The organism is Microbispora sp. H10949 (assembly GCF_014161435.1).
GTDB lineage: Bacteria > Actinomycetota > Actinomycetes > Streptosporangiales > Streptosporangiaceae > Microbispora > Microbispora triticiradicis.
Map to the genome: position 1 here is coordinate 81,744 of NZ_JABBWZ010000009.1, position 13,813 is coordinate 95,556.

The 13,813-nt window shown below is 73.5% G+C and carries 17 protein-coding genes; 13 read left to right on the top strand and 4 right to left on the bottom strand.

The features are described from left to right. Positions 1-156 precede the first annotated feature (156 nt). The 13 genes from HHX40_RS23415 (at position 157) to HHX40_RS37055 (ending at position 9,649) form a co-directional block, all read left to right on the top strand. Complete coding sequence (locus HHX40_RS23415) at positions 157-714, top strand: hypothetical protein (RefSeq protein WP_182882345.1); 558 nt, start codon at positions 157-159, stop codon at positions 712-714. A gap of 4 nt (positions 715-718) precedes the next feature. Beyond that, on the top strand, positions 719-2,242 hold the full coding sequence (locus tag HHX40_RS23420; protein WP_182882346.1) for an SRPBCC family protein: 1,524 nt from the start codon (positions 719-721) through the stop codon (positions 2,240-2,242). Between the two features lie 81 nt (positions 2,243-2,323). Then, positions 2,324-2,737, top strand: a complete 414-nt coding sequence (gvpJ, locus tag HHX40_RS23425; protein ID WP_182882347.1) for a gas vesicle protein GvpJ — start codon at positions 2,324-2,326, stop codon at positions 2,735-2,737. Position 2,738: 1 nt separating this feature from the next. Next, positions 2,739-3,527, top strand: coding sequence for a GvpL/GvpF family gas vesicle protein (locus tag HHX40_RS23430; protein ID WP_182882348.1), 789 nt, complete (start codon positions 2,739-2,741; stop codon positions 3,525-3,527). A gap of 27 nt (positions 3,528-3,554) precedes the next feature. Then, positions 3,555-3,788, top strand: coding sequence for a gas vesicle protein GvpG (locus HHX40_RS23435; RefSeq protein ID WP_117409907.1), 234 nt, complete (start codon positions 3,555-3,557; stop codon positions 3,786-3,788). A 6-nt stretch (positions 3,789-3,794) separates the two neighbouring features. After that, positions 3,795-4,127, top strand: a complete 333-nt coding sequence (gene gvpO, locus HHX40_RS23440) for a gas vesicle protein GvpO (protein WP_182882349.1) — start codon at positions 3,795-3,797, stop codon at positions 4,125-4,127. Next, positions 4,124-4,633, top strand: coding sequence for a gas vesicle protein (locus HHX40_RS37050; protein ID WP_259403880.1), 510 nt, complete (start codon positions 4,124-4,126; stop codon positions 4,631-4,633). Before gvpO ends, HHX40_RS37050 begins: the two co-directional genes overlap by 4 nt. After that, positions 4,626-5,567, top strand: coding sequence for a GvpL/GvpF family gas vesicle protein (locus tag HHX40_RS23450; protein WP_310738242.1), 942 nt, complete (start codon positions 4,626-4,628; stop codon positions 5,565-5,567). The genes HHX40_RS37050 and HHX40_RS23450 overlap by 8 nt, the downstream gene beginning before the upstream one ends. Next, complete coding sequence (locus tag HHX40_RS23455) at positions 5,564-5,884, top strand: gas vesicle protein (RefSeq protein WP_310738243.1); 321 nt, start codon at positions 5,564-5,566, stop codon at positions 5,882-5,884. The genes HHX40_RS23450 and HHX40_RS23455 overlap by 4 nt, the downstream gene beginning before the upstream one ends. Further along, on the top strand, positions 5,865-6,386 hold the full coding sequence (locus tag HHX40_RS23460) for a gas vesicle protein K (protein ID WP_259403881.1): 522 nt from the start codon (positions 5,865-5,867) through the stop codon (positions 6,384-6,386). The genes HHX40_RS23455 and HHX40_RS23460 overlap by 20 nt, the downstream gene beginning before the upstream one ends. Positions 6,387-6,453: 67 nt before the next feature. After that, positions 6,454-6,690 carry a hypothetical protein gene (locus tag HHX40_RS23465; RefSeq protein WP_182875089.1) on the top strand — a complete coding sequence of 79 codons (237 nt, stop codon included), beginning with the start codon at positions 6,454-6,456 and terminating at the stop codon, positions 6,688-6,690. Positions 6,691-6,769: 79 nt separating this feature from the next. Then, positions 6,770-7,522 (top strand): class I SAM-dependent DNA methyltransferase, encoded by a 753-nt coding sequence (locus tag HHX40_RS23470; RefSeq protein ID WP_182882350.1) that lies wholly within the window; start codon positions 6,770-6,772, stop codon positions 7,520-7,522. After that, on the top strand, positions 7,523-9,649 hold the full coding sequence (locus HHX40_RS37055; RefSeq protein WP_259403882.1) for an iron-containing redox enzyme family protein: 2,127 nt from the start codon (positions 7,523-7,525) through the stop codon (positions 9,647-9,649). A gap of 192 nt (positions 9,650-9,841) precedes the next feature. Here HHX40_RS37055 and HHX40_RS23485 read toward each other — a convergent pair whose 3' ends face one another. The 4 genes from HHX40_RS23485 to HHX40_RS23500 all read right to left on the bottom strand — a co-directional run bounded on the left by HHX40_RS23485 (position 9,842) and on the right by HHX40_RS23500 (position 13,751). Next, positions 9,842-10,084 carry a CDGSH iron-sulfur domain-containing protein gene (locus HHX40_RS23485; protein ID WP_138461552.1) on the bottom strand — a complete coding sequence of 81 codons (243 nt, stop codon included), beginning with the start codon at positions 10,082-10,084 and terminating at the stop codon, positions 9,842-9,844. 55 nt (positions 10,085-10,139) lie between these two features. Beyond that, complete coding sequence (locus HHX40_RS23490) at positions 10,140-10,967, bottom strand: hypothetical protein (RefSeq protein ID WP_182882351.1); 828 nt, start codon at positions 10,965-10,967, stop codon at positions 10,140-10,142. A 1,051-nt stretch (positions 10,968-12,018) separates the two neighbouring features. Continuing rightward, on the bottom strand, positions 12,019-12,771 hold the full coding sequence (locus HHX40_RS23495) for a hypothetical protein (protein ID WP_182882352.1): 753 nt from the start codon (positions 12,769-12,771) through the stop codon (positions 12,019-12,021). Beyond that, positions 12,771-13,751, bottom strand: a complete 981-nt coding sequence (locus tag HHX40_RS23500; protein WP_117409899.1) for a MinD/ParA family ATP-binding protein — start codon at positions 13,749-13,751, stop codon at positions 12,771-12,773. Before HHX40_RS23500 ends, HHX40_RS23495 begins: the two co-directional genes overlap by 1 nt. Positions 13,752-13,813 lie beyond the last annotated feature (62 nt).

The following is a 13,813-nucleotide window of genomic DNA, read 5'->3' on the forward strand; positions in this document are numbered from 1 at the left end:
TTATGGCATCCCAAAACTGTCCGCTATGTCCTCGATTGAGTTTTTGTGTCACCTTCTAGGGCATTCATACCGTTCGATTGGATCGCAGCGCCGCGCGGCGAGACGGGCGACACGACCGGCATCGGCGCTCCGGGCCGGCCAGTAGGAGGCGCGATCATGAAAGACGGATTGAAGGTGGCGCTGGCCGTCATCGCGGGCTACTACCTGGGGCGGCATCACAAGCTGCGCTTCGCGCTGGTGCTCGCCCTGGCCATCCTCGCCGCCCGCCTGCGCGGAGAGGGAGCCGCCGGCGCCCTCCTTGAGCAGGTGCCCAAGATCCTCGGCGGGGCCGCCCCCGACCTCAGCAAGATCACCGAACGGGTCCGCGGCGATCTGGTGGACATCGGCAAGGCCGCGGCCAGGCGCGCCACCAGCCGGCAGATCGACACGCTCAGCGACAAGCTGCACGAACGCGCGGAGGCGCTCCGGCAGCCCCGGGGGCGCGGCCGGGCCGCGGAGGAAGAGGAAGAGGAGCGCCCGGAGGAGCCCCGCCGCAGGCCGGGGCGGGGGCGGGCGCGACGGGCCGAACCCGAGCCCGAAGAGGCCTACGAGGAGGAAGAGGAGTACGAGGAGGAGCCGTACGAGGAAGAGGAAGAGGAGCCCGAGCCCGAGCCTGAGGAGAGGCCCAGGCCCCGAGCCCGGTCCGCCCGGCCCGTGACACGGACCCGGAGGTGAGCCCATGACCGAGGAGACACGGGAGCGGGCACGGGAATCGGAGGAGACCGCGCTCCCCACCCAGCGCCTGGGCCAGGAGGTCCAGAACCTGCTGACAGCCGCGGCGGAACGCGCGCTGTCCGGTGTGGCCGGGAGGGTCGACCGGGTGGCCGGCCGTCTCACCGACTACGTGGAGCAGGGCGGCACCGGCCTGTTCGACGCGGTCACCGGGAGGCAGCGGAACGGCGGTCCCGGAGCGCTCGGCAACCTGACCGGCAGGCTGACCGGCGGCGAGGGTGGCCGGGGGCTGCTGCGGTCGCTCTCCGACCGCCTCGGCGCCACGGGCGGAGGCGGCCTGCTCGGCACCCTCACGGAGGCACTGACCGAGGGCGGCGGCGGTGGCGGCGGTGGCAGCCACCCCGTACGCGCCGCCCTGTTCGCCTACGGCAAGGAGAAGATCAAGGGCCTGTTCGGCGGCGGAGGCAAGGGCAAGGGAGGCAAGGGCAAGAAGCTGAAGCTCACCAACATCGTCGAGTCGCTCGACATCGGCGCGCCCCTCCGCGTGGTCTACAACCAGTGGACGCAGTTCGAGGACTGGCCGGGCTTCATGAAGAAGGTCGAGACGGTCGAGCAGAAGTCCGACGAGAAGCTCGCGTGGAAGGCCCAGGTCTGGTGGTCGCACCGCACATGGGAGTCGACCATCGTCGAGCAGGTCCCGGACAGCAGGATCGTCTGGCGGTCGCAGGGACCCAAGGGCTGGCCGGACGGCTCGGTCACCTTCCACGAGGTAACACCCGAGATGACCCGGGTCCTGCTGGTGATCGAGTACAACCCGCAGGGCCTGTTCGAGCGCATCGGGAACCTGTGGCGGGCCCAGGGCCGCCGGGTCCGGCTGGAGTTCAAGCACTTCAGGCGGCACGTCATGACCAACACCCTGCTGCACGCCGACGAGATCGAGGGCTGGCGGGGCGAGATCCGCGACAGCAAGGTCGTCAAGGACCACGAGACGGCCCTCCGGGAGGAGCGCGAGCAGGAGGAGGGCGAGGAGGCTCCCGAAGCGGCCGGCGAGGCGGCGGAGGAGGCCCCCGAAGAAGGCGCGGAAGAGGCGGCGGAAGAGGGCGCCGAGGAGGAGCCCGAAGAGGAAGAGGCTCCCGAGGAACTCGAAGAGGAAGAAGAAGAGGGCGAGGAGGAGGAGCCCGAAGAGGAGGAGCCCGAGGAGCCCGAAGAGGCCGAGGAGGAGCGCGAACGCGCACCGGCCCGCGCCGAGGCGGGCGGAAGGGCCAGGGCCCGGGTGGTCGCGCGGAGGCGCGCGCCGGAGCGGGAACCGGAGGAACGGGAACCCGAGGAACGGCGGACCGCCACCCGGACACGCGGCGCCCGGACCGCCGAACCCGAGCGGCGGGGCGTCCGGACGCCCGCACGGCGGCGTGCGGAGGGCGCCGGGACGGCCGAGCGCGGCGAAGGCGAGCAGACGCGCGGGGGCGAGGAGGCCGGCGAGCCCGAGCAGCCGGCGCGGCGCCCGGTCCGGCGCCGCCGGCCCCCCGAATGAGCGACGCGGGAGAGTCACGCGGGTCGGTGACGCGCGGGACACCGTGACCAGGGCAGGACACAAGGAAAGGAGGGAACGCCCATGACGGTAGCCGTTCCACCGGCGGGTGGCGGCGGATTGCCGGGCCGGTCATCGGGATCCGGCCTGGCGGACGTCATCGACACGATCTTGGACAAGGGCCTCGTGATCGACGCCTACGTGCGGGTGTCACTGGTCGGGATCGAGATCCTGACGATCGACGTGCGGGTCGTCGTCGCGAGCGTCGACACCTACCTCCGCTTCGCGGAGGCGGTCAACCGGCTCGACATCGCGGCACAGCAGAAGGGGCTGCCCGACCTCCTGTCGGAGGCCCCGCGGAGCATCGCCCGCGGCAAGTCCAAGGGCATCGCGCAGGGCGTGCTGGAGGCGGCCGGGGAGAAGCTGCAGGACCTCATGACGAACTACGGGGAGGAACCCGCCCCGCGGGCCCGCCGCCGGCGACGGGAGGAGGACTGAGATGACCCGCGCCATCAGGGAATCCGGGCCCGGCGACCAGGCCGAGGCCCGTCCGGACGTCGCGTGCTACGTCTACGGCATCCTCCCCGAGGACGTCGAGATGACCGAGGACGCCCTCGGAGTCGGCGATCCCCCGGCCAAGGTCCGGATCGTCCGGCACGGCGAGATCGCCGCGCTGGTGAGCGACGTCGACGTGGACCGCCCGCTCGGCCGGGCGCAGGACCTCGTGGCCCACGAGCGGCTCCTCGACGACGTCGCCGCCGAGGTCCCCGTGCTCCCCCTGCGGTTCGGCGCCGTGATGACCACGCCGGAGGCGGTCGTGGAGGAACTGCTGACCCCGCACCACGACTCGTTCGCGGCGGCGCTCAAGCAGATCGAGGGCCGCTCACAGTTCGTCCTCAAGGCGCGGTACGCCGAGCAGCCGGTGCTGATCGAGGTGCTGTCGGAGAACGCCGAGGCCAGACAGCTGCGTGACCGGATCAGGCAGCTGCCGGAAGAGGTGACGCGGAGCGAACGGATGCGGCTCGGCGAGCTGATCACGCACATCATCGCCGCCAAGCGGGAGGCCGACACGCAGGCGGTCGTCGAGCGGTTCGAACCCGTCACCGCCGGAGCGGTCGTACGGGAGCCCAGTCACGAACGCGACGCCGCGCACGTGGCGTTCCTCGTGGAGAACGACCGCTGGGACGACTTCGAGCGGGCCGTCGAGGAGTTGCGTGCCGACTGGGGCGCCCGGGTCGAGGTCCGCCTGCTCGGACCGATGGCGCCGTACGACTTCGTCGTCAGCTGATTCGTCACCATCCGAAGGGAGGCCGCCGTGGGACTGATCAGTCTGCTGTTCACCTGGCCGCTCGCCCCTGTGCACGGAGTCATCCGGCTGGGCGAGCTGATCCAGCAGCAGGTCGAGCACGAGCTGAAGGACCCGGCGGCGGTGCGGCGGCGGCTGGAGGCCGTCGAGGAGGCCAGGCGCTCGGGACAGATCTCCGAAGAGGAGGAGGCCCAGGCCGTGGAGGAGATCCTGCGCCTCATGAGCGGGACGCGGAGAGGGTGACGTCCCGTGCCTCCGCGGCGCAGAGACCGCTTCGACGAGGACACCGGCGAGGAGGAGCCGCGCCGGCGGCGCCCGTTGAACGCGGCCTCGGCCGGTCGGCTCGGCCTGCGGTACATCGCCGACCTGACGGCCAAGGACACCGAGGGGATCACGCTGGTGGAACCCCTGGAGGACGGCTGGGTGGTCGACGTCGAGGTCGTCGAGGACCGCAGGATCCCGTCCTCCAGCGACATGCTGTCGACCTACGAGGTGCAGGTCGACGACGACGGCGACCTCCTGTCCTACCGCCGCACCCGGACCTACCGGCGCGGCACGGGCGCGTTCGGCGGTGGCGCATGACCGATCCCCGCTCGCGTCCCGTGCTGCGGGAGTCGTACGCGCCGCCGTCCCCCATGTCCCGGGAGTCGGCCAACCTGGGCGACATCCTGGAGCGGGTGCTCGACCGGGGCATCGTCATCGCGGGCGACATCCGGGTGAACCTGCTGGACATCGAGCTGCTGACGATCAAACTGCGGCTGGTCATCGCCTCGGTGGACACCGCCCGGGAGATCGGCATCGACTGGTGGGAACGCGACCCGTGGCTCAGCGGCAAGGACCGGGAACTGGTCGAGGAGAACCGCCGCCTCCGCGAACGCCTCACCGCGGTCGAGGAGCGCCTGCTCGCCTGGGAGGACCGGGTGGAGCTGGAACCGGGCGAGAGCCGGTACGAGCGCCCCGGCGACCAGGCGGACGCCGCGTCCGCCGGAACCCGCAGTGGACCCGGAACTTACCGGGCACCCGGAACCGCCGCGGGCGCCGCCCGCCGGCCCGCGCGCCCGCGCGGCACGGAGCGCGACCGTGACTGACCACGCTCCCGCCGGCGTGACCCGGCCACCACCGCCCAGCCCGGCCGACGCGCCGCGCGCCGGCAGCGGGTTCAGGCCCGGACAGGGCGTCTACCTGTACGCGGTGACGCCCGGCGAGGCGCCGTACGCGGGCGAACCGCACGGCGGTCTCCCCGGCGGCACACGCGGTGACCTGCGGGGTGTGGGGGGTGGTGCGGTGCGGCCGGTCGCCCGGGGCGGTCTCGTGGCCTGTGTCAGCGACGTGCCGCTCGACCAGTTCGGCGAGGAGCCGCTGCGGCGGCACCTGGAGGATCTCGACTGGGTCGAGGATGTCGCCCGCGCCCATCACGCGGTCGTCGAGACCCTGGCCGCGGCCGGACCGACCGCTCCCGTGCGCCTCGTGACCGTCTACACCGGCGACGACCAGGTGCGTGACCTGCTCGACCGGCGGCACGACGACTTCGCCGAGATCCTCGCCCGCGTGGCGGGCCGCCGGGAGTGGGGCGTCAAGGCGTACCTGCGCCGCGAGACGGCCCGGCCCGCGGCCACTCCCCCGGAGGAGCCGTCCGCACCGTCTCCGGCCCGCGCCCCGGCCGAACCCGAGGGAGGCGGTCCCGGGGCGGCGTACCTCCGCCGCCGCAAGGAGAGCCTGCGGGGCCGGGAGGACCTGTGGCGCGCGGCCGCCGAACGGGCCGAAGAGCTGCACGCCGCGCTGGGGCGGCTCGCCGTGGCGAGCCGCCGCCACCGGCCGCAGGATCCCCGGCTGTCCGGAAGGAGCGAGTCGATGCTGTTGAACGGCGCCTATCTCGTGGACCCGGCACGCGAGGAGGAGTTCGCCGCCGTGGTCGCCGCCCACAGCGACAGGTTCCTGGACGCCGAGATCACCGGCCCGTGGGCGCCGTACTCCTTCACCATGATCGACCTTGGGCCGGATCAGGACGGCGGCGTCCGGTGACCCCGGACGGCCTGCCGCGGTTCGCGCCGGAGCGGTCGCCGGGCAGGGTTCTCGCCGCCGAGGGCCGCCTGCCGCCCGAGCGGGTGGCGCTCGTCGACATCCTCGACCGGCTCCTCGCCGGCGGCGTGGTGATCACCGGTGACATCGTGCTGTCGATCGCCGACATCGACCTCGTCCGCATCTCCCTGCGGGCGCTGCTCGGCTCCGTACGCGGCACCGAACCCTTCGATCCACTCGGTCAGCCGTACGCCGAGCGGGAGGCCGGCCGCCTCGGGACGGAGAGACGGGAGGGAGAAGATGACCGCTACGGGTGGTGAGGCCGGGGAGAACCCGTGGAACGCCTTCGCCGACAGCCCGGCGAACGGCCCGGTGCAGAGCTCGTCGCAGGGCCCGTCGATCGGCCCCGCAGACGGCCTGGGGAACGGCCCGTCGCGAGGGCCGTCGGACGACCCGGCGGACGCCGCGGGCCCGTGGCGGATGGGCGCCGTGCCCGGGACGGCCGCCGGGGAGTGGAGCCGGAACCCGCGCACCGGGCCGGACACCTGGCGTCTCAACACCGATCCCGAGGCGGTGCGGCGTGACCTGAGCCGGCTCGTGCTGACGCTCGTCGAGCTGATCCGCCAGCTCGTGGAGCGGCAGTGCGTGCGGCGGATGGACCAGGGCGACCTGTCCGACGAGCAGATCGAGACGCTTGGCCTGACCCTGATGCGCCTGGAGGAGGCGATGACCGAGCTGTGCGAGCGGTTCGGCCTGTCCCTCTCCGACCTCAACCTCGATCTCGGTCCCCTCGGCACGCTGCTGCCCACGGACACCCCGTGAGCATCCGTACGTGTACGACCAGGTCGAAGGGGTACGCGGACGAGACCGGGGGTCGGAGGGAGCCGTCATGAGGATCGTCGGCCGGGACGAGGTCAGGGCCCTGCTGGAGTCGCCGTCGCCCGACGCGACGCTCGTGCTGGTCGGCGGACGGTGCGAGATCGTGCCCGAGGCGCGGGCCGAGGGCCTGGTGATCGTCAGCAGTCGCGACCTCCGGATCCAGACGGGGGACGGCCCGGTCGACGACCGGCGGGTCGACGAACTGGCCGACCGCCTCGACACGCTGGCCCGCGAACTGGGGGGCTGACGGCCCGCCGGGGCGACCGGCATGCCCGGGGGGAGCACCTGCGGAAACACGTGGGCGGAAAGCACGTGGGGGGAAGCACGTGGGGGAATACGTTGGGGAGTGGTTCGACGCGTCCGCGTACGGGCGGGCGATCGCGGACATCTACGACGAAACGGCGCAGCGGCTGCCCGTCGAGCCCGTGATCGAGACGATCTCCCGGCTGGCCGGGCGAGGTCCGGTGCTGGAGTTCGGCATCGGCACCGGCAGGCTGGCGCTCCCCCTCGCCGCCCGGGGCATCCCCGTGGCGGGCGTCGACGGCTCCCCCGAAATGGTGAAGATCCTGCGGGCCAAGCCCGGTGGCGACAACGTCCCGGTGACCGTGGGCGATTTCTCCGAGGCACGGGTCGAGGGCGTCTTCTCGCTCGTCCTGCTGGCCGTCAACACCGTCTTCGCGCTGCCCTCCCAGGACGCGCAGGTGCGGTGCTTCCGCAACGCGGCGGCCCATCTGCGGCCCGGCGGCCGGTTCGTGGTCGAGGCGTGGGTGCCCGACCCGGCGGCGTTCCGCGACCGGACGTCGCTGCGCCTGCTGTCGGTCGCCGAGGAGGAGGTCGTCGTCGAGGCCGCCCGCCTCTGCCCGGCCGAGCAGCTCATGCACACCACGAAGCTGCGGATGACCGCTGACGGCCTGCGGCTGCTGCCGGCCAACCACCGCTACGCCTGGCCGTGCGAGCTGGATCTCATGGCCCGGCTGGCCGGGATGGAGCGCGAGCGGCGCTGGGCCGACTGGTCGGGCACGCCGTTCACCGACGACAGCCGCGCCCACGTGTCCGTCTACCGCGTCCTGGAGGGCTGAATGCTCCTGCCCGCGCCACGAGGCCCGATCACCGACCGACTCCGCGGCGAACTGGCCCGCCCGCCCCACCTGTTCGACCCGCCGCCCGACGAGGCGTACGGCGACGAGGAGGACCTCCACCTCGCGCTGTTCGTGTGTTACGAGCTGCACTACCAGGGCTTCGACGGCGTCGACGACCGCTGGGAGTGGCACCCGTCGGTGCTGGCGCTGCGGGAACGCCTGGAGAGGTGCTTCGAGGCCGAGCTGGCCCGGCTCGTGCCCCGCCCGCCCGCTCCCGCCCCGGAGGAGGTGCCCCGGGCCCTGGCGGCCCTGGTCGCCGCCGACCAGGGCCCCTCGCTCTCGGCGTACCTGCGGACCCGGGCCGACCTCGGCCGGTTCGCCGAGTTCGTGGTCCACCGGTCCGTCTACCAGCTCAAGGAGGCCGACCCGCACACGTGGGGCATCCCTCGCCTGCTCGGCCGGTCGAAGGCGGCACTGGTCGAGATCCAGGCCGACGAGTACGGCGGGGGCGTCCCGGAGCGCATGCACGCCGAAATGTTCCGCGCGACCATGCGGGCGCTCGGGCTCGACGACTCCTACGGCGCCTACCTGGACAGTGTTCCCGGCGCGACGCTCGCGGTCAGCAACGTCATGTCGCTGTTCGGGTTGCACCGCCGCCACCGGGGCGCGCTCCTCGGGCACCTCGCGGCGTTCGAGATGACGTCGTCGACCCCGAACCGCCGCTACAGCCAGGGCCTGCGGCGGCTGGGCGGCGACGCCGCGGCGCGCCGCTACTTCGAGGAGCACGTGCAGGCCGACGCCGTGCACGAGCAGATCGCCGCGCACGACATGTGCGGCGCGTTCGCCGCCGAGCATCCCGGCCTGACCGGGGACATCCTGTTCGGCGCGGCCTGCGCGCTCGCCCTCGACCGGATCTTCGCCGAGCGTCTGCTGGGCCGGTGGCGGGCCGGGCGGTCCTCCCTCCTGCGGCCACTCGCGAGCCTGCCCGGGGCCCGGCCCGGAAGGCCGCCGCAGGACCTCCTCGGAAGCCCGCTCGGGACCCCGTTGCGAAGCCCGCCCCCGCAGCGGCGCGCGCAGTCACAGGCCGGGCGCCCGGCGCCGCGGCCGCCCGAGCCCGAGCCCGAGGCCGAGCCGGTACCGGCGCCCCCGATCGACTACGTGCTGCCGCTCCGCTGGCAGGACGACAGCGACCTGGCGGAACTGACCGGCTATCTCCGCCGGTTGTCCCGGCACGCGCGGATCGTCGTCGTCGACGGCTCACCGTCGCCGTTGTTCGAGCGGCACGCCCGGCTGTGGCGGGAGATCGCCGAGCACCTGCGGCCCGACGACGACGTCGACGTGGCCAACGGCAAGGTGGCGGGAGTGCTCACCGGCATGCGCAGAGCCCGGAACGAGCACGTGATCATCGCCGACGACGACGTGCGCTACGAGATCGCCGCGCTCGGCCGGGTCAGCGCCCTGCTGAAGAACGCCGACCTGGTCCGCCCCCAGAACCACTTCCACCCGCTCCCCTGGCACGCCCGCTGGGACAGCGCCCGCACCCTGCTCAACCGCGGCCTCGGCGCCGACTATCCCGGGACCTTCGGCGTACGCCGTTCGTTCTTCGCCCGGATGGGCGGCTACGACGGGGACGTGCTGTTCGAGAATCTGGAGCTCATCCGGACCGTCCGGGCCCACGGCGGCCGGGAGGTGTGCCCGCTCGACCTGTACGTCCGGCGCCTGCCGCCCGGCACCCGGCGGTTCTGGTCCCAGCGCGTCCGGCAGGCGTACGACGACCTCGCGCAGCCCGCGCGGATGGCGGTCTTCCTGGCCGTGCTGCCCGCCGTGGGCGCGGCATTGTGGCGACGGCGCCCGGCACTGGTGGCGGCGGGTGCGGCGGCGGTCGCCGGCCTGGCGGAGATCGGACGCCGCCGAGCCGGGGGCCGCCGTGTCTTCCCCGCCACGACCCCCCTGTTCGCTCCGGTGTGGGTGCTCGAACGTGCCACCTGCAGTTGGGCGGCGCTCACGGCCAGGGTCCTGTTCGGCGGCGTCCCCTACGCCGGGCGGCGCCTGCGGGTCGCCGCGCACTCGACCCGGCGGCTGCGTCACCGGGCGACCGGGCCGGGCCCTCCACACGCGTCCCCGTGAAGACCGGGACGCACGGCGGATCGGGCACCCGCCCGTCTCCAGACAAAGACGCGCTCATCCTTCGCGCGATGCGATGCGGAGCAGGCACCGGTCAGGCGGACGGGGCGTGGAGTCCATGCTCTACGCCGGCCGATCGCGGCCGCTCACCCTTCGCGCACTGCGATGCGATGCGATGCGGGACAGGCGGGCCGGTCAGGCGGGCGGGTCGGGCTCGCTCGACGCGCGGAACCCGACCGCCTTGTGCGAGCCGTCGCAGAACGGCTTGGCCGAGGAACGGCCGCAGCGGCACAACGCCACCGTCGCCCTGCCCGGATCGATGCGCCGCCCGTCCTGCGTGGTGAGCGTGAACGGCCCGCGGACCAGCAGCGGGCCGTCCTCGCACGGCGTCACCGTGACCACCGCCGCCGTGACCTGCTCGTCTGCCCGATGCTCCATAGGGGCAGCGTGCCCGGCACGGCGACGGCGTAACACACGGGCGCGCCCGGTCCGGTCAGTCGGCTCGCGCGCACACCACCGAAGGGCTGAAGGCCCAGCACCCGGACCGTTCGTCGACCGAACCGGCCTGGACGAACGCGGGCGCCCCGTCGAACGCGGCCCGGGGAGCGGTGAACACGCCGGGCACGCCGGAGGGACTGGCAACCGAGTTCTTCCCACCCGGCGGGGCGAACGCCCACTGCGGCATCGCCGGGCTGTCCGCCTGTCCGCCCGGTGCGGTCCCCAGGGGGAACCCGGACGTACGGCTCCGCCAGGGGGCCAGGCTCCAGCAGCCGGCGGCGTGGCCGTGACCACACCCGTCCTCCCGCGAGTGGGAGGCGAGCGGCGGCAGCGGCAGGTAGCCGGGGATCGCCAACGGCGCCTGCGGCTGTCGCGCGCCGCCCGCCTGCGGCGGCACCGCCGCGGACCCGCCCGCCGGCAGCGGAATCGTGCCCGTCGGACTGTCCGGGGGCAGTGCCGGTTCGGCCGTGGGAAGCGCCGGCGAGGCGGTGGTCACGCTCGGCTTTGGCAGCGGTTGCGACCCCTTGGGCGGCTTAGCAGGCTTGCTCTCGGACTTGCCGCCGGCCTTCGGGGGGTGCGCCGCCTTGGGCGGCTTGGCCGGCTTGCCTTTGGATTTGTCGTCGGACTTGTCGTCAGATTTCGACTTCTCGTCGGACTTGTCCTTCGGCTTGTCCTTGTCCTTGTCCTTGTCCTTGTCCTTGTCCTTCGGCGCGTCCTTGTCCTTCGGCGCCGGCGTGGGCGACGCCTCCGCACTCGGTGTGGCGCTCGGCGTGGCGCTCGGTGCCGTGCTCGCTCCGGAGGACGGGGCAGGCGTAGCACTCACGGTGGTGTCCGGAGCCGGAGTCGCCGTCGCGGTCGTCTCGGTGTGCGGAGCCGCGGTGTCCTGACCGGTCGGAACGGGCGACGCCGTCGCCGTGGGAGCGCCGCTCGCGGTGGGCGCGGGCTGCCCGGATCCGGACGGCGAGGGCGAGGGCGCCGCCGGCCCAGGTGAGGACGCCGCACCGGGGTCCGGCTGGGACTTGTGCCGGCCGGTCGCCTCGGGCGCCGGCCGCTTCCGATGGGTGGTGCCGGTCGCCCCGGAATCACCCCTGCGCCCGTGCTCCTTCCGGCTGGTGCCGCTTCCACCCGCCGAACGTCCCGAGGAACCGTGCCCGCCGGAAGCACTGTGTCCGCCCGAGGCACTGTGTCCACCGGAAGAGCTGTGTCCACCGGAAGAGCTGTGCCCGCCGGACGCGCGGTGGTCGGACGTACGGTCCCCGCCGGATCCGCCGTGCGTGGGAGCGCGGTCGGCGGGGTCTCCGCCGGACCCACGGCCCGACGTGTGCCTGGAAGTGTCGGCGGCCTCACGCGTGCCGTCGTCGGACCGGTCCGACGACCGGTCGGAGCCACCGGAGGAATGGCTGGACGCGCCGTCCCCACCGGACGAGCCGGCGGAGGGGCGGGAGCCTCCGGAACCGGAGTCGCTCCCGGAGTCCGCGTTGCGTGCCATCCGAGCCCGCGGCTGTGCGGGCTCGGCTTCGCGACCGGCGCGGGGGGCGGAATCGGCGCGCGGCGCCGCCTCACGCGAACCGCCGTCCGATCCACTCGCGGACGCCCTGTCACGTGAACCGCCGCCCGCATCGGCCGCGGAGGCTGCGCGGGCGCCGGACGCGCCGTCGTCGTTCCGGTCGGCGGAGTCGTCCACCTGTCCGGCGTCGGCGAGGTCGAGAGGGACGGATCCGTCCGACGAGGAGCCGTGGCCGGGTTCCGCCACGGCTGTCCAGGGTTGCGCGGCGACGGCGCCGGCCGTGGCGGAGACCGCGGCCAGGAGCAGGCCGGAGACCAGTTTGGCGCGTCGAGGAGAAATTCGGGGGGGCATGAGGCTCAACCTCGATCTAGGGGGTGGGCCGGGGATCGACGAGGGACTTCCAGCCCGCCGCGGCGAACTCGGGCGTCCCCGGGAGAGCTGCTGCGGGCACGGACGGAGGCGTGGGGTCGGGGATGTTCACCCAGTCGCCCTTGTTCGTGCCACGCATGTCGGGCGCCCACGCCATGAGCAGGCTCATCGCGTACGGGCTGGAGTAGACGGGGCCGTTGCCGCCGGCGCCCGTGGTCGCCGTCACCTTGACCAGGACCGACACCTGCACCTGGTCGTCGGAGCGGACGTTCCACTGCACGCCGATCGTCTGGGTTCGCAGGGCCGCCCCTGCGGGGAGGTCGCCCTCGACGGGAAGGCCGAGGGTCTCGCGCCACCCGCGTACGGCCTCGCGCGCGCCGTCGCGCGCCGCCTTCTGCTGGTCCGGCGGCGCGTACAGCGCGGCGGCCTGCTCGGCCTGCCCTACGTCGAGCGTCCAGGCGGCCTCCAGGGCGGCCGCCGCGGCGGAGGCCGCACCGAGCTCGGTCCGGGGGAAGCCGACCGGATAGCCTCCGTCGCCCTCGTGATCGCTGGGCATCGCCAGGGCGACGGCCGGGGCGACCGCCCGGACCGGCGGAGCGGGCGGTTCGGAGTCCCGGGTCTGCAGCACGATCACCGCCACGGCGACGACGGTGACGACCCCCGCGATCACGACGATCAGATGCCGGGGGTCCCACCGTCGCGGTGGTCCGAGATCCCAGTCGAGCTCCGGCTCGGGGTAGATCTGTCCCACTAGTGGCCCCGGTCCGGCCGCTGCCCGAACGCCTGCCCCGCCGCGGCGGCCAGCCGCAGGTACGCGCCGCGGGTGGTGGGCCGCAGCCGGGTCAGGTCGACCTCCGCGCCCTCCTTGAGGTGCGGGTCGAACGGCACCCGCACCACCGTGCGGCACCGGCCGGAGAAGTGGCGTTCGAGGAGGTCCACGTCGACGTGCGACTTGGGTTCGACCGCGTTCAGCACCACGATGGCGTTCTTGACCAGGTGCCCGTGGCCGTGGGCGGTGAGCCAGTCGAGGGTCGCCGCCGCCGAGCTCGCTCCGTCCACCGCCACCATGGTGACCAGCACGATCTGGTCGGCGAGCTCCAGCGTCGCCCCCATCGCGCCGTGCAGGAGCCCGGTGCCGCAGTCGGTGATGCAGATCGAGTAGTAGCGCTCGATCAGGTTGGCGACCGTGCGGTAGTCCTCCGCGTTGAACGCCTCGCTCACCGCCGGGTCGGTGTCGGAGGCGAGGACCTCCAGGCGGGCGGACGACTGGGAGGTGAACGCGCGGGCGTCGGCGTACCGGACGATGTGCGGCGCCTCGGCCAGCAGTGTCCTTATCGTCGCCGCGGTCTCCGACTTGACCTTGATGCCGAGCGTGCCCCGGTCCGGGTTGGCGTCGATCGCGATCACCCGGTCGCCACGCAGGGAGGCGAGCGTGTTGCCCAGCGCCGCCGTCGTCGTGGTCTTCCCCACGCCGCCCTTGAGACTCATCACCGCGATCCGGTGGTGCCCACTGGCCACGGGAGTCTGCGCCTGCGCGATCAGCGTGCGGCGCTCCAGCTCCGCCGCCGACTCCGACGGGTTGATCTTCCCGCCCGAGAGCTGGTAGACGAGCCGCCGCCAGCCGCCGGTGGGTTCGACACGGCGGTTGATCAGCAGGTGTTCGGCCGTGAGGGGCACGCTGTCCGGAAACTGCTCGGCGGATGTCGGCGCCGAGGTGCGGATCTCGGTCATGGTCGGGTCCTTTCACCGAGGACGTGGGGGAACGGGGAGGCGGTCAGCAGATGCTCCATCGC

Bases quoted from the DNA above. Each gene is read 5' to 3' on its own strand.
- HHX40_RS23465 (WP_182875089.1), top strand. From the start codon at position 6,454: ATGAGGATCGTCGGCCGGGACGAGGTCAGGGCCCTGCTGGAGTCGCCG.
- HHX40_RS23420 (WP_182882346.1), top strand. From the start codon at position 719: ATGACCGAGGAGACACGGGAGCGGGCACGGGAATCGGAGGAGACCGCG.
- HHX40_RS23430 (WP_182882348.1), top strand. From the start codon at position 2,739: ATGACCCGCGCCATCAGGGAATCCGGGCCCGGCGACCAGGCCGAGGCC.
- HHX40_RS23460 (WP_259403881.1), top strand. From the start codon at position 5,865: ATGACCGCTACGGGTGGTGAGGCCGGGGAGAACCCGTGGAACGCCTTC.
- HHX40_RS37055 (WP_259403882.1), top strand. From the start codon at position 7,523: ATGCTCCTGCCCGCGCCACGAGGCCCGATCACCGACCGACTCCGCGGC.
- HHX40_RS37050 (WP_259403880.1), top strand. From the start codon at position 4,124: ATGACCGATCCCCGCTCGCGTCCCGTGCTGCGGGAGTCGTACGCGCCG.
- HHX40_RS23500 (WP_117409899.1), bottom strand. From the start codon at position 13,751: ATGACCGAGATCCGCACCTCGGCGCCGACATCCGCCGAGCAGTTTCCG.
- gvpJ (WP_182882347.1), top strand. From the start codon at position 2,324: ATGACGGTAGCCGTTCCACCGGCGGGTGGCGGCGGATTGCCGGGCCGG.
- HHX40_RS23415 (WP_182882345.1), top strand. From the start codon at position 157: ATGAAAGACGGATTGAAGGTGGCGCTGGCCGTCATCGCGGGCTACTAC.
- HHX40_RS23485 (WP_138461552.1), bottom strand. From the start codon at position 10,084: ATGGAGCATCGGGCAGACGAGCAGGTCACGGCGGCGGTGGTCACGGTG.